This is a genomic window from Clostridium liquoris, assembly GCF_002995785.1.
GTDB classification, from domain to species: domain Bacteria; phylum Bacillota; class Clostridia; order Clostridiales; family Clostridiaceae; genus Clostridium_AO; species Clostridium_AO liquoris.
This window is the reverse complement of sequence record NZ_PVXO01000005.1, coordinates 155605-177470: the sequence shown is the minus strand read 5'-3', so window position 1 is coordinate 177470 and position 21866 is coordinate 155605. Positions and strand designations below refer to the sequence as shown.

At 38.5% G+C, this 21866-nt stretch carries 20 protein-coding genes and 1 pseudogene; 1 reads left to right on the top strand and 20 read right to left on the bottom strand.

Annotation, left to right across the window (positions count from 1 at the left end):
* The first annotated feature begins 103 nt into the window (after nucleotides 1–103).
* Nucleotides 104–2137, top strand: coding sequence for a hypothetical protein (locus CLLI_RS01245; protein WP_106062445.1), 2034 nt, complete (start codon nucleotides 104–106; stop codon nucleotides 2135–2137).
* Between the two features lie 36 nt (nucleotides 2138–2173).
* On the opposite strand, the gene CLLI_RS01240 is transcribed toward CLLI_RS01245, so the two are convergent.
* The 20 genes and pseudogenes from CLLI_RS01240 to CLLI_RS01145 all read right to left on the bottom strand — a co-directional run bounded on the left by CLLI_RS01240 (nucleotide 2174) and on the right by CLLI_RS01145 (nucleotide 21861).
* Nucleotides 2174–2989 carry a DNA adenine methylase gene (locus CLLI_RS01240; RefSeq protein ID WP_106062444.1) on the bottom strand — a complete coding sequence of 272 codons (816 nt, stop codon included), beginning with the start codon at nucleotides 2987–2989 and terminating at the stop codon, nucleotides 2174–2176.
* A complete protein-coding gene (locus tag CLLI_RS01235; protein WP_106062443.1) occupies nucleotides 2979–3203 on the bottom strand; it encodes a helix-turn-helix domain-containing protein in 225 nt (74 codons plus the stop codon). The genes CLLI_RS01240 and CLLI_RS01235 overlap by 11 nt, the downstream gene beginning before the upstream one ends.
* Nucleotides 3203–4039, bottom strand: coding sequence for a DNA-methyltransferase (locus CLLI_RS01230; protein WP_106062442.1), 837 nt, complete (start codon nucleotides 4037–4039; stop codon nucleotides 3203–3205). The genes CLLI_RS01235 and CLLI_RS01230 overlap by 1 nt, the downstream gene beginning before the upstream one ends.
* A 520-nt stretch (nucleotides 4040–4559) precedes the next feature.
* Nucleotides 4560–5054: a nucleotidyltransferase domain-containing protein gene (locus CLLI_RS01225; protein ID WP_106062441.1), complete on the bottom strand. Its 495-nt coding sequence runs from the start codon at nucleotides 5052–5054 to the stop codon at nucleotides 4560–4562.
* A 453-nt stretch (nucleotides 5055–5507) separates the two neighbouring features.
* Nucleotides 5508–6651, bottom strand: a protein-coding gene (locus tag CLLI_RS01220; RefSeq protein ID WP_423236789.1) for an IS3 family transposase whose coding sequence is annotated in 2 segments (ribosomal slippage) — nucleotides 5508–6381 and nucleotides 6380–6651 — 1146 coding nt in all. Because the reading frame shifts where the segments join, the coding sequence is not laid out codon by codon here.
* Between the two features lie 36 nt (nucleotides 6652–6687).
* The gene (locus CLLI_RS01215; protein ID WP_207655050.1) at nucleotides 6688–7137 is read right to left on the bottom strand and encodes a hypothetical protein; all 450 of its coding nucleotides are present in this window, start codon (nucleotides 7135–7137) and stop codon (nucleotides 6688–6690) included.
* A 29-nt stretch (nucleotides 7138–7166) separates the two neighbouring features.
* Nucleotides 7167–8081, bottom strand: coding sequence for a hypothetical protein (locus CLLI_RS01210; protein WP_074365814.1), 915 nt, complete (start codon nucleotides 8079–8081; stop codon nucleotides 7167–7169).
* 28 nt (nucleotides 8082–8109) lie between these two features.
* Complete coding sequence (locus CLLI_RS01205; RefSeq protein ID WP_106062439.1) at nucleotides 8110–8949, bottom strand: hypothetical protein; 840 nt, start codon at nucleotides 8947–8949, stop codon at nucleotides 8110–8112.
* Nucleotides 8950–9021: 72 nt separating this feature from the next.
* Nucleotides 9022–9267, bottom strand: coding sequence for a single-stranded DNA-binding protein (locus CLLI_RS01200; protein ID WP_106062438.1), 246 nt, complete (start codon nucleotides 9265–9267; stop codon nucleotides 9022–9024).
* Nucleotides 9268–9408: 141 nt separating this feature from the next.
* Nucleotides 9409–10974: pseudogene (locus tag CLLI_RS01195) on the bottom strand (recombinase family protein).
* A complete protein-coding gene (locus CLLI_RS01190) occupies nucleotides 10964–11392 on the bottom strand; it encodes a recombinase family protein (protein ID WP_479723238.1) in 429 nt (142 codons plus the stop codon). The pseudogene CLLI_RS01195 and the gene CLLI_RS01190 overlap by 11 nt, the downstream one beginning before the upstream one ends.
* 5 nt (nucleotides 11393–11397) lie before the next feature.
* A complete protein-coding gene (locus CLLI_RS01185) occupies nucleotides 11398–12957 on the bottom strand; it encodes a recombinase family protein (protein WP_106062436.1) in 1560 nt (519 codons plus the stop codon).
* Between the two features lie 61 nt (nucleotides 12958–13018).
* Nucleotides 13019–13255: an SHOCT domain-containing protein gene (locus CLLI_RS01180; RefSeq protein ID WP_106062435.1), complete on the bottom strand. Its 237-nt coding sequence runs from the start codon at nucleotides 13253–13255 to the stop codon at nucleotides 13019–13021.
* 196 nt (nucleotides 13256–13451) lie between these two features.
* Complete coding sequence (locus CLLI_RS01175) at nucleotides 13452–14153, bottom strand: N-acetylmuramoyl-L-alanine amidase (RefSeq protein ID WP_106062434.1); 702 nt, start codon at nucleotides 14151–14153, stop codon at nucleotides 13452–13454.
* 17 nt (nucleotides 14154–14170) lie between these two features.
* A complete protein-coding gene (locus tag CLLI_RS01170; RefSeq protein ID WP_106062433.1) occupies nucleotides 14171–15565 on the bottom strand; it encodes a hypothetical protein in 1395 nt (464 codons plus the stop codon).
* A complete protein-coding gene (locus CLLI_RS01165; RefSeq protein WP_106024192.1) occupies nucleotides 15562–16002 on the bottom strand; it encodes a phage holin family protein in 441 nt (146 codons plus the stop codon). The genes CLLI_RS01170 and CLLI_RS01165 overlap by 4 nt, the downstream gene beginning before the upstream one ends.
* An 84-nt stretch (nucleotides 16003–16086) precedes the next feature.
* A complete protein-coding gene (locus CLLI_RS01160) occupies nucleotides 16087–18558 on the bottom strand; it encodes a phage tail protein (protein WP_106062432.1) in 2472 nt (823 codons plus the stop codon).
* Nucleotides 18559–18569: 11 nt separating this feature from the next.
* Complete coding sequence (locus CLLI_RS01155; RefSeq protein WP_079411131.1) at nucleotides 18570–19073, bottom strand: hypothetical protein; 504 nt, start codon at nucleotides 19071–19073, stop codon at nucleotides 18570–18572.
* A gap of 17 nt (nucleotides 19074–19090) precedes the next feature.
* Nucleotides 19091–21007, bottom strand: coding sequence for a siphovirus ReqiPepy6 Gp37-like family protein (locus tag CLLI_RS01150; RefSeq protein ID WP_106062431.1), 1917 nt, complete (start codon nucleotides 21005–21007; stop codon nucleotides 19091–19093).
* Nucleotides 21008–21009: 2 nt separating this feature from the next.
* Nucleotides 21010–21861: a phage tail family protein gene (locus tag CLLI_RS01145; protein ID WP_106062430.1), complete on the bottom strand. Its 852-nt coding sequence runs from the start codon at nucleotides 21859–21861 to the stop codon at nucleotides 21010–21012.
* Nucleotides 21862–21866 lie beyond the last annotated feature (5 nt).

The window sequence follows — 21866 nt, the reverse complement described above, 5'->3', positions numbered from 1 at the left end:
CTGCAATATATTAACAGCTGCAACATGCCTGATTTTCATTCAGATAAACAAATGAAAAAATAATTTTGAAAATGTAAAAAAAGGAAAATATGGATGGGATAGAATGACATTTCAAACATTCAAAATTCATGGAGATAATATCGTTGAATGCGAACGTATTTTTAATTTTATATCTCGTAGGCTTAATATCATTGATATCAATAAACAATTTATTTCGCAAGCAGCAATCCGGGTGGATATTAGATTTATTTACAATAAATCTAAATTTCAATGGAGGCTTATTTATCATCCAGGCTTTAATAAATCTAACCGTAGACGCTGGAATAATAATATCTTTGATTCATTAAAAGCTGCAGGAAGTTTTTTAGATGAAACACCAGACGCCATTATAACTCAAGTTAACTTCGATAAACAAAAAGAAAAAATATTGTGTGCCATTGAATTTTGTAGTGCCTTACAAGCAGGAAATCAAGCATGGCAACGGAGTGGACGAGCATATTCAACTATTAGAACAGGTTGTCCTTACCTATACATTGTTGATTTTGTAAAATATGAACTGGATACCACTACAAGAAAAAGGAAAGCTATAAGGACACCGAATCCAGCTATACCTTACAGTTATATAAACAATACACAGCAAGAAAATGTATTTGGAGCCCAAGCTTTTGTTAAATCAGAAGAATTTGACAAAAACAATGCTTTACTCAAAAACTTTGATGAATCAACTTTTTCAGAAGACGATATAGCAGATTATTTAATAAATCTAATGCTAGGGTATGATACTACTGAATATGAGAAATCTTTACTTGATAAAAATCTAAAAATGGTAAACTACTTCTCAATACATACCAATGGACAATATTATTTTAAACCTGAAGACTGGCAACGTATTTATAAAGGTGAGACAACTGTTATAGAATTATCCAAAGAAAAGAAATGGCAATTCGGCAAGAAAATTGCAGAAAAATCTATGACTAGTAACCTTCGTGAATTTGTTAAGGTGGTTAAAAAATACGCTTATGGTATATCATGCAGGGATTTACCATTTGGGGTTATATCAGTAGAAAATAAGGCTAACTTTGTTAATGAGCTGGTTTCACTTTATCCCATTAGTCAAAATGACGCTCAGGCAATTTTAGAGGACGACCACGATCTTCTAATTTGTCTTATTAAAGGTTTTAAACCAAGAGGGGATGATAATCGACCTGATCGCGGCCTACTACCTTTCTTAGTAATGCTGACATCAGAACATGCCAAAATATTGACTTTAATTTATGGTCCAATGACCTCTACCCGTGTTAAACAGATTAAAAATGATCCAGGTGCAGTTGCGCGTGTAAGTGGTTTTTGGAATGTTTTTTTAGGGTTAAGTGATTACCTGTTACTTGATGTCCCAGTATTAAATGAAGAAAGAAATGCAACACTTTTTAGAACAAATCGTAGATATAAACAACAGTGCACAGCGCTATCAGCTAAAGAAATTATTTTCTCAGATATTGTTTCACCTATTCCAAATAGTGTACACGAAGATGATGTGGATTCTGCAATTCACATATTATTTACTAGTTTACCTTCTAATAAATGTTTTGAAGGTTTATGCAATCCTCCAGGAGGTGATTGGAGCGGTCTCTCTGTTATTGTTAATCAATGTGAATATAGGTGGGTATCACTACCACGAGTTAGTGGCGAAATTAATGGAAAAAGGCCTGATCATGTATTACAACTTTACCCCCATGATACCAATTCTATAATTTTATCAATTGAATCAAAGGATAGATCCTTTGATTTAGAACCTAATGTAGGAACGCAACTAAAACAGTATATTAAATACCTATCCACGTTCGTTCCTAGCTGCGAGAAAAGTATTAATGGCGACTGGTCGATTTCCAGCAGAAAAATTTCTCTTAACCCAAGTAAGATTGTTTCTGTTGCTGCATTTATTGATTCTGGTTCAGAAGACTACGATAATATCCATCGATTATCCACATGCGACTTAATATTTGCATTAAGCCAAAAAGAAATTGGCTGGAACATTAAAATTATAAACTACATGTCTGACAACTCCCAATATACGCAATTAAAAGAGCTAATATTATCACACCCAAACAACATAGGAATTACTTGTACTTTTTTATAAGGAAAGGAGGCGCATTTTGAATAAGTGCCTCTTTTTTTAATAATTTGTATACAATGATTCATACACCGTATTGCTCTGTTTATCCATTACTTTTTTAAACGCTGATTTTCCTGCGTGCAAATAATAATGGTTAACAAATAGATCCTCTGGCAGCTGTACACTATAATCTTTATTGGTAGTTTTCCCATCAAAAGACAGCGCCCATTTAACACCTCGATTATTAAGCTCTTTTATATAATCGAAAAACTCATCAAAATCGATTGTGGATAGGTTATAATAGCGACCTTTCGTATTAAAATATGGCGGATCAAGATAAATAAAATCACCATCACCGGCTTCTTTTGTAGCCTCTTTATAATCACATGTTTTAAAGGTTACAGTTTGTATACGGCTCGACCAATCTAAGATAATTTTTCTAAGGGTTTCTGGATTAATTCCTTTCCTTGAGTAATGTAATGAATTGTTAAATTGACCATCACTGTTAAATCGAATTAATCCATTAACACATGTACGTGATAAAAACAACAAATTATACGGAGAAAATGAACTGTTAAATTCATCTCTTATTTCATAATAGACCTGATAACCTTCCTCTTGCATCCTTTCCCATTGTTCACGATAATAATCTGCCAAACCAATAGGGTCTTTCTTAATAACATCCCATAATTTTATTAAAGGTTCACAAATATCTGAGCATATAGCGTTACTAGGATTCAAAGCATACATTATAGAACCGCCCCCTAAAAAGGGCTCAAAATATTTGTTATGTTTTGGAATTTTATTAACTATTTCAAAAGCTTGACTGCGTTTGCTTCCACTCCATTTAATAACTGGCTTAATATTAATATTCATCTTCTTCTACCTCAACAATTAATTCATTTGGATCAATTTCTAAAAACTCTGCTAATCTAACAAATGTAGTCTGCAACGGTGTTTTCCCATTGAGAAATTCGTATATTTTTGGTTTTGAAACCCCTGAGAGTCTTGAAAGTTCATTTATTGTTTTTATATTTTTATCAATCATGGTTTTCCTAATCTTTTTCTCATCAGCTATATACTTTTTCATTATTCTTCACCTTTGTTAATACTATCAAAAATATTTATTTGATTATTTATCATAGCATTTTCCAATCTTTTATGTGCAATATCTACATACTGAGGGTCAACTTCATACCCTAGATAGTTTCGGCCAAGTTCCTTAGCTGCTAAACATTCACTACCAGCCCCTGAAAAAGGTGTTAACATAATATCTCCTTCTCTTGATGAAAGTTGAATCATTCTTTTAAGAATCCTTAGAGGCTTTTGGGTAGGATGTTTCCCATATTCTAATTCACGTTTCTCTTTGTTATTAGATATATCCCATACAGTTCTCATCTGTTTTCCAGGCTGCTTTAAAGAATCGTAATCAAAATTACCATTTTTAGAATATTCATAGTCAAAGTAATACTCTCGCTTTTTACCGCCTTTATTACACCAGAGTATAGTTTCGTGGCTAGCAGTTAATCGCCTACCAGCTAAATTAGGAAAGGCATTACGCTTATACCAAATAACTTCGTTAATAATTTCTATATTAAGAAGTTGACAAACTACATTTATAATTCCAATGTTGTGATATGTACCAAAAATCCACATAGAACCAGTTGGTTTTAGAATTCTTTGCGCTTCAGTTAGCCAAGTAATTGTAAAGGAAAAGTACTCCAACAAAGACATATTGTCCCAACTCTCCATAACCTTGTTCCAATTGCCGCCCATTCCCGCAAGTTTTACACTATTATCCCATTTCCACTCACCACCTTTTGATAAATTATAAGGCGGATCTGCTATAATCAAATCAACTGCATTGTCTTCAAGGGTTTTCATTCCTTCTATACAATTCTGATTGATGATAATATTTAACTTCATACATTTTACCTCCATTTAATCTTGTTGTAAGAATATCACTTCCCTATGTTATTGTCAATATATATTTACAAAAAGTAAATATATATTGACAATTCACAAAATAAGACTTTTAATTACCTAAGGTAATGCTGTGTATCAATATTCATCTATTCTATCTCCTCAACCCCAGTAAAAAATCCAATCTATCAACTCAATCCATCGTTTTTAGGGCAGTTGATATGTTTCCTCGAACAATAAAAATAATGGCTTCCCAGCATTAGCGTCTTCGTAAAAATTTTCGAACGAAAAATGCAATGTCAGGAAACCCTTTATTCATCAGTATTTTCAGTAGCCCCTTACTTCTCATCCCTTGACATCAATACCACCGTCTCCACGTGCAACGAGCGGGGTGGATTGATGTCTTTTACATTGTCGGTAGTCGGAAACACGTCATCGCCACTTTTTGCACTATCGGTAGGCGGGAACATATCCACTAAATTTGCATAGTTAAACCGAATGTGCTTTTCAGCACAATTGTTGGTTACTTGTATTCACTCGGAATAGGAATATTAAATCTCTCACACAATAGTTTTACATCATGCACATCATTTTCATCATGCTCATAGCCTAGATGAAATAACACTTGATATTCAGCATCAATACATCTGACCATTTTATCGCCTATTTTCCCAATGCCGCTAAAGACTTCTGGAGGATATGCTTCTCCCTCAAAAACAATGTATCCTTGTTCGTTGAATTTAAATATATGAAGATCAATTATCCTACCTTTACTATCCTTATAAACCTTATGAGATGTGGTGGTATATGCTTCGATAACTTCAGTAAAGCCATTTTCTTTTAATATTTCAATAAACTTTTTACCATTACTTTCTTCCACAAATAAATCAATATCGTTGTGTACTCTTGTTTCTTCTTCTAATAGTGCATCTACTCCCCAACCGCCATCAATCCATATGTTAATTCCATTTTCTTCAGCGTACGTTATTATCTCAATAGCGTCAGTTTTACTTACCATGTAATCCCTCCGTTCAAATTCCTATCTAATTTCATAAAATCCCAAAAAGTAGCCATGCTAAATTCCTCCCAAGTAATACTGTTAATTCATATAATCTAACTTAATAGCGCCTTTTCATATCCTCTTCGTAGGCGGCTAGAATACGCTGATATTCTTTTGGGTCATCATTCTCACAGTCCAGTTTTATCACTCGATCCACAATAGAATCTAAAGAATCAGGGTTGTACCAAGGTTCCTTAATTGTAAGATAAATTGTAATGCCCCCCTTTGTCAAGACACTTTGAGAACGAAAATAAGTTATGTCCTCCCATCTTTTTGAATGGTGGTACCGTTCCGAAGGCCGCTTGACATGGAGCCTCTGCGGGCATGACTGCTCGCGATCGGGCGATGGCTAGTAAGCTAGCATCGCGAGGCTAACTAGCCTATCATGCCCGCCCCTCCATGTAAAGCTGCCTATGCTACCGATGTTACATGCTCGTAGTAAATCCTGTCTGGTGTTGCATAGTCCAAAGATTGATGAGGACGGTCCGTATTGTAGAACGTGACGTACCGTTTGATGCCTTTCCGTAATTCTCGTGGATTTTCAAATTCATTCAGATAGATACATTCATACTTTAAAGCTCGAAAGAATCGTTCTGTACGACTGTTGTCCGTCGCACGTCCCTTGCCATCCATCGATACCTGGATTTCATGTTCTGCCAACAGATTGAGATAATCTGCATTCGTAAAATGGCTGCCTTGATCACTGTTGATGATTTCTGGCTTACAGCGACGAAATGCTCGTTTCAGACAGGTCATGACAAACCCTTTCTCTAGCGTGCTCGACAACTCGTAATCAACCACCTTGCGACTGAACCAGTCTATGATGGTGAACAGGTACATAAATCCTTTCCCCATGCGAAGGTATGTGATATCTACTCCCCAAACGTGATTGGGGCGATGGATGTCCAGTCCCCGTAACAAGTAAGGGCGAACGTACTTTGCATGCAGTCGCTTGCTCAAATTGGGCTGTGGATGGATTCCGTGAATCCCCATGAGTCTCATCAGACGCCGTACACGTTTGCGATTGACGTTGAAACCCATTTCCCGCAGTTTGACGGTGATCCGCCTGTACCCGAAGAAGGGCTTGTCGGTGTAGATGGCATCAATCACGTGCATGATTTGAATGTTTTCAGCGCTCTCCTCCGTTCCTGCGGGCTTGCGGTACACACTTGTACGATTAACACCTAACAAAGAAGCTTGGCGCTTAATGTTAATTGTGGGATGATCGCGCTCAATCATGGCTTGGCGCTCTTTGACGGATTTATTTAAGGCCAGATTTTTTTTTGAGCCAGTCGATCTCCACGGTTAGTTGACCGACCAGCTTTTCCAGATGTTCTTGTTTGCTCTCGTACTCCTTTCTCAGTTTGTCCGCTTCACTGGTTCCCTTCTCGAACACCATCGAGGCTCGCTCAAGAAACTCGGCTTTCCACCGGCTGATCATCACCGGATTCAGCTCATATTTGGCGGCAATTTGATTCACGGTCTGCTCTTCCTGAAGAACCTCAAGCACGACCTTCGTTTTAAATTCTGGGGTATATCGGTTCCGTTTTTCCATGGCTTCATTATAACTTATTTATCACGCTCCCGTGTCTCAGCCTATGGGAGCATTGTAAATGATCTTTTTTGTCTTTTGACGTTCGGCCATTTCTTTCAGCATCTGAATCTCTTTTTCATTTTTTGTTACACTTTGAATTGGCCATACAATCATAAAATCGAAGGCATAATTATCATATTTATCACTACTACTTTTAGTGGTCAGATTATCAAAGAAAATTGTAAGATTGGATAATTTCATTCCTTGCCCATATTTCTTCGGTACGTTAACTTTATAAAGTTCCGCCCATCGAAAGAAATTCTCCATTCCATCTTTTGTTGTATGAATTAAATTAATTAGTCCTTTCAAGTTCCCTTGAGCATTCAAAGCTTTAAGAAGGGCCTGATGCTTTTCCTTATCAGCGATACCTCGTAGTAATAATGTTTTCTCTGTTTCATTGTTCAAGAAATCAATAATCTGATCATACGCATTTTTTACGTCGGACATTTTATTCACTCCTTAACTAATAAAAATCGCTATTTGTTTTTTGAATATACCCAAAATAAAATGCTATCAGTTAATCTCAAACAAAACAGCGCATCTTCAACTGTCGGCAATTCAATAGCATTCTCATTTCTGTGGGTTCCGTAATCAGACATCATAGAGTAAATCATATAAATTGTTTTTGTCTTTGTCAGCTTTCCATCTTTATTTTCATTAAAAAATTCTGCTAAATCTTCTTTTCTTAAATCTGATTTAAGGGCCCTATCTAAGTCAGCGACTGATGCAGTTGCACTGTCTCCACTAGTATTAAAGACACCTCTCATCCATTTTGCAAACTTTTCAGTCCCCTTATATTTTGAAAATATACTTACAATACACGTCCTACATGATTCAATACAAGCTCCTGAATGGCCTTGTGTATAAGCGTCAACTGCAGATTTGTAAGCATCATATACTTCTATATGGTTACTTTTTATCCATGATTCAACAGAAAACATCTCACTTACTCTTACAAAGTCACTTTCCATACAAGCAGAAACTTTAACTTTTTCAAATTCAATGGATATGTTTAATCCTAAAATCTCGTAAAGTTTAGCTAGTTCTTCAAAGTCTTCAACGCCATTTTCGCAAATGTATCTTACATTGAAAGATTTTGTTATTTCTTTTAGCAGGTTGATAATATCCTCATGCCTGTTTTCCTTATATAAATCCGAGAAAATACTATCTAAACCTAAGAACACATCGTATTCTTCGTTATTATTCTCGAATTTGTGCGCATAACCTTGATTATAGAAATATGGCACCAGATAGTCTATATATTTTTCGTAAAGGTCATTAAGCCCCACACATTTTAATCTGGCCTTAAATTCCGAGTTTTTTCTTATAAAAAAGCCTGGTCTGCTAACTATTTCTGCAATTTTTGAAAGAATTATTTCTTTATCATTCATTTTTTTCACCTCACCTAATATTTAATAACTATAACTTTTTCAAAGTAGGTAACACTTTCTCTAAATATTCCTGCCAATATCCCTCGTCATCGCCTTCCATATCGTGAAGCCAATAGTACATAAATAATATCTCAAATTCCTGCTTTCTACCTTTTATAAAGGACTTTTTCGGCATTTTTCTATACAAAGAATCAAGATTAAAAAGGTTACTTTTTTGCCTATAATCATAATCGTACTTTCTCCAATTATATTGACTCTTTCTTCTATGTGTTGAGGGCCAAATATCCTCATTATCAAAAAAACTGTTTATCCAATCATAAGCAAAGGCAAGAAGATTTACTTGATGCTTTGCCCAGGTTTTCTCAATCCAATCAGTAATTTCTTCCGATATTGACGGTATCCCAAAATTAAACTTTTGCTCACTTTCTACCCTATGATATTCTTTTATAAAAAGAAAAAGCATTTCTGTCTGATCCTTAAGAAATGGTAACCTTTTAATTAGTCGTGAATAACAATCATATGAAGCATTTCTAAATTCACTATCAGTATTATATAAAAAGAAAAGGTCATTCTCCTTCATGATGTTTCCAATGTATCTGTGTATTTGCTTCCCGTACTCATTATAAATACTAACAGCCCATTCTCTAACTTCAGGATCATACTCTCTTAGCTGCTTACGATATTTCTCCAACTTTTCATTATGGAGTACTGTTTTTTCCTCAGCTTCCGTAATATTCAGATAGTTGTTAAAATACTCAAATACATAATCAACACAGATTTTCATATTTTGTGCACGTGAATCAATGTCAAATTCATTGAATTTATCTTCCTTTTTCCTTCGTGCAATGTATTCCTCAATGCTTAGCATTCTTTCACCACCTCTCGCATGTGATTTTGCTATTCTTAGGAATATTAGTAAAAAGGCAATAAATCATTTCAGCTAGTATCCAGAGTTAATCTTTTTATACCTCTGCTGATTAGATGAAGTTTTTTCAATAGCCTTTATATTACCTTCCATTTTATTTATGTAGTTTAAAAATAAAGTCCCAAGCAGAAGCCGATCCTTTCTAGGTATTCTATTCCATACATAACCCTTGAATAGATCTTTTACAAGAAAGACTTCACCTTCATTCAAGTTTTCAGTTTCCTTAATAGCTTGTTCTAGTAACTCATTAACATCACTCATGTTGTCATCTCCTCATCAATAACAATATCAACAACATTGTTAATAAGATTATATTCCTTTTACCAATTCCAGTCAATAAGAAGAAAACCACCAATCAAGAGAATATTTCTCCTGAATGGTGGTCATTCATGTAGGTTATGTTTATACATCTACTTCTACACCAGATTTAAATTCAATAGTTAGTTTATTATCATAGACCGTTATTTTCTCTATAAGTCTCCTTACTAGTTACTCATCATACTCATCCAGGAGGGTGGATTGTTCATTAAGGAATTTTTCCATATCTTCTAGCCTTTGCTTGGAGCCTTTTTTGCCAGCTTCTTCTGCTAAAGCCTTATGCCTTTCCTCTCTGAGCCTGTAAATCTCATCGGCTATATCGTTATAATCCTCTTTGGAATTGGCCAGTCTCAAAAGGTCTTTTTGTAATTCCTCTAGCTTTTTATCTATCTCGGAAACAATATTATTGTCCGTTTCACTTATCACTGTTTCTATATTTTCCTTTAAGATAGTTAAAAAGCCATCCTTTTGCCCTATTAGTTTATTAATTGCCTCCGCCGTAGCAAGGCCTATCATATCCTCCAGCACGGTTCGGGAATGACAAGTTAACCCTGTATTCTCAAGTCTACTGACGCATCTCCAAACAATCGATTTTTTACCTCGGTTATTCCAATGAACTCTACGGTATATTTCGCCACACTCACCACAGAAGATAATTTGCGAAAATACATGATTTGAACTAAAGTTTCTTTTCTTTCCACTAGTACTTATATGTCCTCTACTTCTACGAACTAACTCTTCTTGTACCTGCATGAAAATTTCACGCGGGATAATGGCTTCATGACTATTCTCAACATAATATTGAGGTACGATACCGTTATTTACAACCCTCTTTTTTGTAAGAAAATCTACTGTGTAAGTTTTTTGGAGTAATGCATCACCAATATATTTTTCATTGCTTAATATCTTCCTTATAGTACTGGTATGCCACCTTTTTTTCCCCGCTCCCGTAAGTATGCCATCAGCTTCAAGTCCTTTTTTGATTTTATCCATACTTGAGCCTTCAAGATACTCTCGGTAAATCCTTTTGACTATTTCAGCTTCCTCCGGCACAATTACTAATCGCTTATTTTCATCTTTGGTATATCCTAAAAACCTAGAACAATTGACCATTACCTCTCCCTGTTGGTATCGGTATTGATAGCCAAGCTTTACATTCTGGCTTAATGACTGGCTCTCTTGTTGCGCTAAGGATGCCATAATGGTAAGCATAATTTCACCTTTGGCATCCAGTGTATTGATATTTTCTTTCTCAAAATATACTGCTACATTTTTATCTTTAAGTTTCCTGATGTATTGTAGACAGTCCAAGGTATTTCTAGCAAATCGGCTTATTGATTTGGTAATAACCATATCAATTTTCCCAGCCATGCACTCATCAATCATTCGATTAAATTCGTCGCGATTTTTTGTATTTGTGCCGCTGATGCCATCATCAGCAAAGATCCCTGCAAATTCCCACTCTGAATTCTTCTTGATAAACTCTGTATAGTGTTCAATCTGCACTTCGTAACTACTAGCCTGCTCATCACTGTCTGTGGAAACTCGGCAATAAGCAGCGACCCGAAGTTTTGGTGTTTCATCTTCTTTTCGATTGTTGCCCATACGTTTTATTGCAGGTATAATCATTACATTTTTATTAACTGCCATCTTGCTGTCCCTCACTTTCTATTAAGCTGTATACAAATTCCGCTTGTGTAAAAGGATTTGTATGCTTCTGAATTACTTGTCCTATGGTAAATTTCTTAGAAATAGTAGGTTTATCTTCTGTCTTGGGTTCAAAGATTCTGCCTAGCTTTTTCGCTCTCTTTACCCTCTCTGCTTCTGCTTTTTCGTAGGTTTCTTTATCAATGATGGCAGGGTAATAATCATCACCAAGATAACGTTCATTTCTTAGCATCCTTCCAGCAGTTCCATGATAAGCATCTATTCCAGCAGACTTTGCCGCGACCGATAAGGAAAGGCCTGATAAGTAGCCCTTATACAAATTCTTAACCTTTTCAGCTTTTTCTTCATCGATAACTGCTATTCCATTCTCTATCCTATAGCCATAAGGCGTATGTGCCACTTTTCTCACATCCTTTCCCTTAGTGTGATTCCACATTTCATAACGAAACCTATCTCTACCCTTGAGTAAACGATAATTTTTTCAATATGATCGTTGAAAATTTGCTCGTTAAATATGTTTATCATTTCAGCCTTATTTGTAAACTTTATTAAGCTACTGACTTCCTGCACCTTTGATAATTCTCCATTTAAAGCATGAATTAAAGCTTCTTTTTGACCCATATAATTATCTGCTTCCATTTGCAGTTCATTGTTTTCTCTGTTAAAAAGGGCAGGTTCTAGATACCCCTTTGCCATAAGCTTTACAAGCAGTTCTCTCTGTTCTGCATTTTTTTCAATTTGCTTCTCTAATTCCTGAATTCTTGAAAGGTTATCTGAGTTGCTCATTCCACGCAAAGCATCTAATAGTGGTTGTAGAATAAGTTTTCTTCCGAAAATCAGCTTGTTAATCATAGTAACAAAGGCCGTCTTTATATCCTCATCTCGAATAAACTGCATTGAACATTCTGTTATCTGCTTTAAGTGTTTACTACAACACCAGGCTACATATTTTCTTGTGCCGGATGAATGAATTCGTCTTTTAAAGGTGCTACCACATTCCGAGCAAATAATTTTTCCGGAGAAAGAATACCGGTTTTGGTACTTATCATTACGCTTTTCTATTCCCTTTTCTTTTGCCCTTTGATTTAAGGCAGCCTCTACTGCTTCAAACACTTCATGGCTGATAATTGCCTCATGATGATTTTCTATTAAATATCTGTTTTTCTCACCATAATTGGTGCGCTTATTAAAACGGGAATCTGTATAGGTTTTTTGCAGTATAACATCCCCGGTATATTTCTCATTTTTTAGAATTCCTCGAATTGTGGTAGCAGTCCAACGAACGCCTCTTTTGGAAGGGATACCCTTCTGATTAAGATCATCTGCTATTTTCTGTGTACCCTTGCCTGATAATACTTCTGCGAAAATATACTTCACAATTTCTGCTTGCTCAGGGTTTACCACCATTTGACCATCAATGTTGTCATAGCCATATGGTGGGTAAGAAATCTTAAAAGTTCCGTTCTGAAATCTCCTTTGAATTGCCCACTTGTTATTTTCCGAAATGGAGATTGACTCACTTTCTGCAAGCCCACTTAATATAGAAAGCATCAGTTCACTTTCCATTGATTGGGTATTGATATTCTCTTTCTCAAAGTAGATATAAATCCCAATGTCCAGCAGTTTACGAACCATCTCCAAACAATCCGTAGTGTTTCTCGCAAACCTACTAATGGACTTTGTAATAATTAAGTCAATCTTCTTGTTTTCACAATCTGACAGCATTCTGAGAAGTTCCGTTCGGTTTTCTTTTTTGGTACCACTAATTCCCTCATCATAATACAAGCCAACATACTCCCATTCTGGGTTTGCCTTTATGTAAGTCTCATAATGGGATTTTTGTGCTTGTAGACTTACTAACTGTTCATCACTACCCGTAGAAACACGACAGTATGCGGCCACTCGTAGTTTAGGTTTGATAATCGATGCAACCTTATTTCCTTCTATTTTCGTTATCTTTTTCATCGCCTCACCTCCTTCTTGGTAGGTCACATATTACCTCTGAAACCCTTATATATCAACGAATTCAGGGCATTATCTCCGCTAAAAAAGGAGAGAAAGATTGGCGATTAAGTGCCTCTATCTTGTTGAATTCTGCTTCCGTTATTAAACCTTTTTGGAGCATCTTTCTAAGTAATTTCTCTGCTTGAATATAATCAAACTCACGCTGTAGCTGCTCCTGTGACATTTTCTTTAATTCGGTGCTTTTGTCTATAACCCCATCTGAGATCTTCATAACTTTTTTAACCTCATGCTGATTCATGTAGAATCACCTCCTACCTAATAGCCGCGGGAACAGGTCGAAGTTGAGGATTTGTAAAAATTAAATTAAATCAGAGCATAAAAAAAGAGCCTGCAAGGGAATAACCCCCACAGGCTATATACATCTAATAGTTAATATTTTTTAGGGAAACTCTGTAAAGCTAAAGCATAATTGCCTATTAACTCGCTCCCCTTGATTAATCATACTTAATAAATGCATCCGTAAATCCTGCCTTTTTAGCTTTTGCAAGCTGCGCCTCAGCATTTGCTTTGACAGTGTATGCACCTATTTGTACACGATAGTATTTCTTTTTCGCTGGTTCTGCTGATTTTTCTTCTTCTCTTAGAAGTTTCTTAACATCTGCTCTAAAGGTATCCATGGTCTTGCCATGCTTAGGAAACCAGTGCATAACATCCGCATGGTTACTGGCTATACCTTGCTTATAGCCTTCACTATGACAGATGATATCCTTCTCACTTAGTCCATAGAGTTTGCAAAGATGTACACAAAGCTCTACTGCTTCCTTATAAACAGCAGAAAAATACGAGCCATCGGTTAGACCGTCCTCGCAAATCTCAAATCCTATATGCGTGTTATTCGCATCTCCTCCAGCATGCCAACCACGATGATTCCAAGGCAATGTTTGGTATGTGGCAATGGAGCCATCTGCTAACTTACCAATAAAAGCATGGACACAAACTTGACGACCTCCGGGTTTATCCTGATTCCAATGATTGTTGTATTGGTTCTTTCCGAGCAAACCGTCATCTGGACCAACATATCTCTTCAACCACGGGTTGTTAGCCCCTGTAGAGTGAACCATTATACCCTTCGGTTTTATTGTTTTGCCTGCTTTGTAACAGGCATTATTCGTAAGTATTAATTTGTATAATTTCATTATAATCACCTCAACATTTAATCATTTGGCTCAGGTGTAAGATGGACAGGGTACAGGTGATAGGTAAACTTTAAATCACAATAAGCATTTGATGATGTTCCATCACTTCCCATACAGATATACAGTCCATAACCGGCTGGAACTCTGGCCTGCCGCATTTGAATATGAATGTGCAAGGATTCTGCTGAAGTATTCGATCCGACAGGTGTACTCCGTTGAATTCTGGTGAACGTCTCCTCATCATTGGAAATATACAAGTCCAGTTCCTTTTCACTAGTATCCGATTGACGACAAAGAGTTATCAAATGGCAATCATAAGCCGTCGTATACAATTCTCCGCCCTGACCGCCAATAACCACACTATTAATAGGTAATATCGTGTGCAAAGGGCCACGGACACTGTTTACACCGCCTGAACCTGAGACATTGCCAGACAAAATATATCTTGAATAGGCCGACCGGGTGAAGTCACTAATAATAGTGGTTGCAGTGGATGAGAGAGGTATTGCGGAAGTCACATTTTCTGCTCTTTCAAGTAGAAAAAGGCTCTCACCTGCCTCAACGGTGGTACTACCTATGGAAAACCTCTGACTTGTCCAGTAAGCTGTACAAATTGGGTTTGGATCAGTCCCAGTTCCATAGGCAATATTCATTTCGTCATCAATGCCCCTTATAGCTCTAGCAAGTGTCTTAACTGTATTACGAAGGGTGTCTTGAATTAGAACCTGCACATTATTTGCAGCTGGACTGCCCAAAGCTGTAACGAAGGTATATGTTATCATGCCAATCACTACATTGTTTCCATTTGCTATGTTGTTAAATGTGATGGCTGCTCTCCGGCTAATCATATCCGGTGCACTAGCTGTTTCTATTGGATGCAAATGGTTGAGTAGAATACCTGTCCGCCTATATAAATTTTCGCGGGTATCCTCAACCAAATTGTGTGTTGTATTTAGCAAATCATAGTTGTTGTTTAATAGATTGTAAGTGAGGTTGAGCAGATTATTTATTTCATCAATATCCAGTTCAGCTAAAGCCGAAAGCACTCTATTTAACCATTCCTGTGCAGGAGGTTCTGGTGGTTCAACAATTCCATCCACAAGAGCATCCTCCACTATGGTTAGTATTCTTGCACTCTTTCCAACCACATCACCATAAGTAACCCTTATTTCAAGCCGACCAACACCAACAAATGATGTGTCCGTTGCATTGGGCTGCCATGTAAGGACACCATCAGCGTAGTTCGTGACTACCGGATATGCAATCCCATCAGGCCTTTTGTAAATCGCATTTAAGGAGGCACTTGGGTAGTTATTTTCCAGTAGGCTTGATACATCAAACTCAATATTTCGGTAATTGTGTTCACCGCGTCGACCAATGAATACCGTTACCGCTTTTGTTAAGTCAATCATATTTCATCACCTGGCTTAGGAGGTTCCTCATCACGACCATGTAGTTGCTTAAGAACCGCCTTTAGTTTTTCTGGGATGGGTAGTCCAATATGACCTGCATTCTCCAAAATGGATACACCCTCGTTACTTAGATAGAAAAAGATTACCGCTGTTCGCAAAGCGCTGCCATCATATCCTGCACTCCCCAAAATTTGTGTATCAAGAATATGAGCGATACCTACCATTACAAAGATGAGCACTTTTTTGAAAATTCCCTTGGCACCAATTTCGCTGGACAGCTTTTTATCTGTAATCGCACAAAGGACACCTGTCAGATAATCAATAGCTACAAAAGTGACCAGTGTATATAGAAATCCGTCAAACCCGCCGAGAAACCATCCAAGAAAAGCACCAACAGCCGCAAAAGCTAACTGTATCCAATTCCAAATCTCTTTCACTGTAAACACCTCCATTACATTAATTTGTGTATTTAAAAAAGCACCCCTGTAAAATACAAGAGTGCTGTTGCCGTATCACACACCTTACAGCATCAGTATAAGATCGTGGATTTGTTGCATCACATCCGCCTTTGGACGCCCTGTTCCAATAGGGAGCCATGTCACAGGTGGTATATCAAATGCTGCAGAAGAGTCAAAACCATTAACCACTGTAATGATAGTATCAATAGCCTTTCGGATTTCAGTAATGTGAAATGGCCATTTTTTAACTGTTGTTCTTCCAGCAATAATCTCTTCACTCCAAATTACAGGGGATAAGTTGTAATAACTTAGCACTATATTTAAAGCGGTTCGAAGCGTCTGAATATGTGCTGCCTTTACAACAGTCTCATTTGCAGTAATCGTTTCAAAAGGTGGCGGTAATATAGTAAATGTCCTGACAACTTCTGTGCTTGCCGACTCAATATCACTATCAAGGCAGCGGAAGGTTACAGTATGGTTTCCTACTGCAAGCGGTTCCGCTTTGTACACCGTACTAACACCATTTCCCAGATAGCCACTCGTAGAAAATCTCTCAGGATTATCCACACTATTAACCCACTCACCTGAATCAATCTTTACTTCCACAATCTGTGTATGACCGTCTGGTTCAGTGCCTGTAGTAATCATAAAGCGTGGTATAGTGTTATAAGTAGACTTTCCGGTCATAGGACTGACGATGATCGGAGCTGCAGGCGGACTGTTTTTCTTTACCGTGTTACTAACCACATGGCTTGAAACTGCATCAAGTGTATCTGTTACGCTTATTCGATAGCGGGTATACATTCCAGGTACCGGGGAAGCATTTACCTGATGGGTACCTGAAGTAGCACTTGAAATAATAGTAGTCAATGCTTCATATACCGACCAATTTATACCGTCTGCTGATGTAGCTTGTTGAATAACATATTGCTTGATGGCACTGGTTCCCGGTATCGTTCCGCTCCACATAAGAGTTACTGTATTCGTCTCATATATTGGCGGAGTAGCAGTGAAAGAAGTAGGCGGAATGGGCAGTGTATTTCTGCGGACAGTGTTGCTAGATATAGTCCAGTCAGAATAAAAACTCTCTCCAGCCGTACCACGTGTCCTAACTCTAAACCTACGGTAATAACCGCGAGTTGTCGGTGGGCTAACAACTACGCTGCCACTTGTTGTTGAGGTAACCACTATTGTTAATGCTGTCCATGCTCCCCATGTGCTGTTATCTGCCGAGTCACTATATTGAATCTCATAGGATGTGATGGTGTTGCCTGCTCCACTGGATGCACCACTCCATGAAAGATTAACATTTCCTTCAGCTAAAGTTGAACTTACCGAGCAAGCGGTCGGTGCTCCACAAGCCGTGATATCACAGTAGATGCTATTACTGATTTTTTCCGAGGAGTAGACATCGAGATTATCTATCGTCCATACACCAAATTGAGTATATGTTCCTGGAACTCGTGACACGTTAGGGTTATAACTACCTCCACTGGCCGATAGGGCTAAAATGGTTAGAACATTCCATGAACTCCATGTGCTGTTATCCGTAGATGTTCGACTAGCAATCTGGTATCCCTTGATTGCACTCGTACTTCCAGAAGCGCCGCTCCAAGTAAGCGTGATTGTTTCATCACTATAATTGATTGGAGTAGCAGTCACTGTAGTTGGTGGGCTAGGAACTGTGTTTCTGCGAACAGAGTTCGATGATACTCTCCAGCCTGAATAATAACTTGCTCCTGCTGTACCTCGAGTTCGCACCCGAAACCTACGATAATTACCCCGTGTTGATGGTGGTGCAACTGACAAGCTGCCACTAGTGGCCGTGGTGGTTACTGTAGTTAGTGCTGTCCACGATCCCCAATTCAAATTGTCAGCAGAATCACTATACTGTATCTCGTAGGAGGAGATGGCATTATTTGTACCACCGGAAGCACCACTCCATGATAATGTAACATTGTCCTCCGAGAGGGTTGCACTCAATGAACAGGATGTCGGAGCACTACAAGCTGTGGTTCTTATTGCCCAGTTAATGGTTAACACTATCTGGCTTAAATCATCTCTAGCTCGAAATCCCATATAGTTTAGTGTGCTGGAGCCAGCATCCATGAATAAACAATTACTAGCTCCACTACCGATGGAATCAATGAGTGCGGTGGAAATTGCGATATCCTTTGTACCCTGTCCGGCAGAAACAGTATAGCTATATCCAGAAGTAACTTTCGTAGGTCTACTCCCGGATATGCTGGTACCCGAACTAGGAGATGGCAAACCATATGCATTTCCAGCATATAGTGTTATCGTTCTGGCTGAACCCCAATCACCTGCAGCTATCCTAACAAGACGAATACTGGCAGAGGTAGGATAATAGTTTGCATAGGTATTTCGAATACTTGTAAGGTCAAATAACATGGCACCAACATTCTCATAATTATTGGCTGGGGCATAAACCCCTTGTCGAACGTAGTCGGTTACACCCGCAATCCAACTGCCATTACGCCATGTACAAGCATTTATCGCTTGATAGGTTGCCATAGAAATTCACCTCACTCGTAAACCGCCGATACCAATGAGTTCACTAACCCACAAAGGCTGGTGTTTAATCTGGTATCAGTAATGTTATTTGCTGCAATTGATGTAGCCGCAGCAGGTACAAGAACTTCTGCAATACCGAGTTCATATACATCGCTGGTTCTTGTTAAATCAGGAGCTACTGGTGTAGCAGCTGGAGTACCGGTAACAACTGCAAGCTGAATACTCCTGCTGATTTGACTTAAGCGAACAACAATCCGGTCAATGCGTGGATTGCTACCGTGTGCTGTTGTGAGAGGCATATTTAACGCATCTGTATTCTCATATCTATATCCATTAATCCACGCACTTCCAGCCGCCACGCTTACTGCCAATCCCATCCCTGGTGATACCTGCAGATTTGTAGCTGTTTTATAAAATATCCCGTTTGAAACAAGACTTCCAAAGTATGCTGCAAAATCCGTGGCATCATAGACTCTATCTCCATCGGATGAATTAAAAAAACCGCTTTTCTCCATACAAAAATTCCTCCTTCCTAGATGGTTTTCGTATACTCGATAACCACGTAGCCCGTATAATCTGTCCGGTCAATACCTGGTTCAACAACGACATTTGTTTTATCCACATAGAGACCGATTTGTGAAGCGAAGTTGTTATACCGTGCAAGCGGTAGTGGCAAGAAGTTGGTGCCATTTGTTGCAAAGCCAGATAAACTAACAACTGTACTTAGGTTTGCAATACCATGGGCTACGCTCCCAGGAGTAGCGTTGGGAAGGGAGCCGATGTTTACAACTTTTCGATATATTTCCTTACCATCTATCCAGAGACGCCCCGTGTTTTGTTCTGTCATAGAGTAATCAGTAAACGCAGAGGAGATTTTAGTTGCAGTAATCGTTCGTTCTGCAATCTTTGTACCAGTGACCGCTCCATTTGCAATCCGTGCTGTAGTTATTGGATCGTTATTAATATTCAACCAGTTCGCTTCACCAGACGGATTGTTAAATACAAAAACAGATATCACATAAAACGTCATTGTGTTGCGAGATATAAAAAATCCCATTGCCCGCTGATATCCGTTTCCCGTGTTATCCCCGCTATGCTTTACCAAAAAGACATGCCCGTCATCACTTGGCTGATCACTGAATTTGTTGCCGCTCCACGAGGTGAAATAAAAAGCATCTCCAGGACTCATATGGTGCAGGGCATACTGACCGATCGATATAGCTCCTTCTCCAACAATTACCTCAAGTGAGGGCAGTTTCCCAAACAGATTGTTGATACTATCGGTAACAGTATCTCCTTGGATATTGGGGTCAAGGTCATGAATATCTCCAAGTGTTTCTGACACATTGCCTAATGCTTCTGCAATATCAGAGATGCCAGTTGGGGCAGATAATGCAGTTTTAATCTCACTCATATCAGAGCGAATTTTTTGAGCTATTGTTAGCTCGCTCTTTCCAAACACTACGCTGATGCTTTGACCGTCCGCGTCATATGTCTCCTCCACTTCAGCGATTCGTGTTGTCATAGATACACCCCATGCTTTGGAAATAACCTTAACGACCTGCCCAAGGTCAAAGTCTACCTTATAAGTCAGGCTGCCATGTGGGTTAACTGATGTATCAAAGGAATAACGTATTACTTGCTCATTTAGCTTGCTCTGCCCTCGAAAAATCAGCGTATTGATATAATCCACTCCAAAATCTTCTGCCCGTAGGTCTTTAGCATCCACAAAAATCTCATGTCGTGTTTCTCCAGATCCACTTGTAATTGCTACAAATGTCCGCTCTGCACCTTCGCCCTCCCCACCAACAAGAGCGGTGTTAGCAAAATCTGCTGCACTTACTGTATAAACCTGCTCAGTTAGGTTCTCATACTCCTTAGAGAACACTGCCTGTGATTCAGTCCCCTTATACAGCATTATTGTAAAAACCCCTGTTTCAGGAGTAAAAATAGTCTTGATACCAACCTCCGAAACTTCACATAGTTCCGTCACTGCGTCCATCAAGTTGCGGTACGAAATTTGGGTGCTAATGGGTATATCCAGGCTTGGGGATGAAAAGGATATACCGCTGATCTTTCTTGCTACATCAGAAGGATTGATAAGGTTATTTTCTATAAGTTGCTCCACACAATCAGAAATGTCACCGGACAATTTCTCCGTTTGCCATACAATGCGTCTAGCAAGAAAGGACGTGGCAAAGCGACCACTTACTGTAATAAATTCCTGATCCGTCTGAGACAAGAAAAGATGCTCAATAATCCCAGCTTCTTCATCATCGTTCTTCCAAATGATATTTCCTTCTTTTAGAAGTTCGGCATTCTCTTGTGTGGCGATGGCTTTTAGTTCAAATGAACCACACTGAGAATAACGCCGTGTCCATCGAAGATATTCGAAAGATTCCACGATGCCCACAAGCTCCCGGTTTGTATTAAAGATATATAGTTCCATACTCACACCCCCAGAAATTGTGGACGAAAGTAAATACTGACCTCCAACAGTTCCATATTAACTGAAGCGTCATAGCGCAGTGTGTTAGTACCTGCAGCAAGCTGAAAAAACGTTGAATTGGTGTCCAATAGTGAAAAAGCATTTGTAACCGTTGACCCTACAACCTGAACCACACGCTTACCAGCGAAATGGGTATACACACGAAGTTCATCACCAGCACTCATTGTAGTGAGAAGGCGGATATATTCTCCCGTGTCTATGTTTAGTAGTTCAGGGTTGGTAACCGTACCCAGTGCTCGAAATACGATTTCGCATCCACAAGATACATCACCAATGTTTTCTACTGTGATGATTTGGTTCGGCTGACGCATTCCAAACTCCATACCACTTACTGGTATCTCCAATTCAAACTCAAACAGAGGTATCCATGATGCCAGTTCCTCTCTCACCTCATCTAATGTTTCGAAGAAAGGGGATGGACATAGTAAACTTACAAAGAAGTTTGGTATGCGTTGCCTAGTAGAAACAGTAAAACCTGCTTCCTCTACCACACAAGCAATTTGCCGTCCACGATACAAAAGAGTCCCTCGCATTTTTGGAGTAAATATCTTAAGAAATCTCTGTCTCCGTACATAAGCCTCGTCAAGAGAATCCGCTACGACCGTACCTTCTAGCGTGATATTACGCATATCCAGTGTGGAGGAAATATAAAAAGCACCGTCTTGATCCGGTGCCTTAAATGTATTAACGGTCTGGCGTATGTTGCCTGTTCCGTCTATCTTGGTAAGAAAATACGGGCGGCTTTGTTTGAGTGTGATACTCCTGCCATTTGCATTAATATAAGTAAGTTCCATAGTCA

What these genes read in the sequence shown, in the direction of transcription:
- CLLI_RS01245 (WP_106062445.1), top strand. Translation starts at nt 104, where the DNA reads ATGACATTTCAAACATTCAAAATTCATGGAGATAATATCGTTGAATGC.
- CLLI_RS01240 (WP_106062444.1), bottom strand. Translation starts at nt 2,989, where the DNA reads ATGAATATTAATATTAAGCCAGTTATTAAATGGAGTGGAAGCAAACGC.
- CLLI_RS01235 (WP_106062443.1), bottom strand. Translation starts at nt 3,203, where the DNA reads ATGAAAAAGTATATAGCTGATGAGAAAAAGATTAGGAAAACCATGATT.
- CLLI_RS01230 (WP_106062442.1), bottom strand. Translation starts at nt 4,039, where the DNA reads ATGAAGTTAAATATTATCATCAATCAGAATTGTATAGAAGGAATGAAA.
- CLLI_RS01225 (WP_106062441.1), bottom strand. Translation starts at nt 5,054, where the DNA reads ATGGTAAGTAAAACTGACGCTATTGAGATAATAACGTACGCTGAAGAA.
- CLLI_RS01215 (WP_207655050.1), bottom strand. Translation starts at nt 7,137, where the DNA reads ATGTCCGACGTAAAAAATGCGTATGATCAGATTATTGATTTCTTGAAC.
- CLLI_RS01210 (WP_074365814.1), bottom strand. Translation starts at nt 8,081, where the DNA reads ATGAATGATAAAGAAATAATTCTTTCAAAAATTGCAGAAATAGTTAGC.
- CLLI_RS01205 (WP_106062439.1), bottom strand. Translation starts at nt 8,949, where the DNA reads ATGCTAAGCATTGAGGAATACATTGCACGAAGGAAAAAGGAAGATAAA.
- CLLI_RS01200 (WP_106062438.1), bottom strand. Translation starts at nt 9,267, where the DNA reads ATGAGTGATGTTAATGAGTTACTAGAACAAGCTATTAAGGAAACTGAA.
- CLLI_RS01185 (WP_106062436.1), bottom strand. Translation starts at nt 12,957, where the DNA reads ATGAAAAAGATAACGAAAATAGAAGGAAATAAGGTTGCATCGATTATC.
- CLLI_RS01180 (WP_106062435.1), bottom strand. Translation starts at nt 13,255, where the DNA reads ATGAATCAGCATGAGGTTAAAAAAGTTATGAAGATCTCAGATGGGGTT.
- CLLI_RS01175 (WP_106062434.1), bottom strand. Translation starts at nt 14,153, where the DNA reads ATGAAATTATACAAATTAATACTTACGAATAATGCCTGTTACAAAGCA.
- CLLI_RS01170 (WP_106062433.1), bottom strand. Translation starts at nt 15,565, where the DNA reads ATGATTGACTTAACAAAAGCGGTAACGGTATTCATTGGTCGACGCGGT.
- CLLI_RS01160 (WP_106062432.1), bottom strand. Translation starts at nt 18,558, where the DNA reads ATGGCAACCTATCAAGCGATAAATGCTTGTACATGGCGTAATGGCAGT.
- CLLI_RS01155 (WP_079411131.1), bottom strand. Translation starts at nt 19,073, where the DNA reads ATGGAGAAAAGCGGTTTTTTTAATTCATCCGATGGAGATAGAGTCTAT.
- CLLI_RS01150 (WP_106062431.1), bottom strand. Translation starts at nt 21,007, where the DNA reads ATGGAACTATATATCTTTAATACAAACCGGGAGCTTGTGGGCATCGTG.
- CLLI_RS01145 (WP_106062430.1), bottom strand. Translation starts at nt 21,861, where the DNA reads ATGGAACTTACTTATATTAATGCAAATGGCAGGAGTATCACACTCAAA.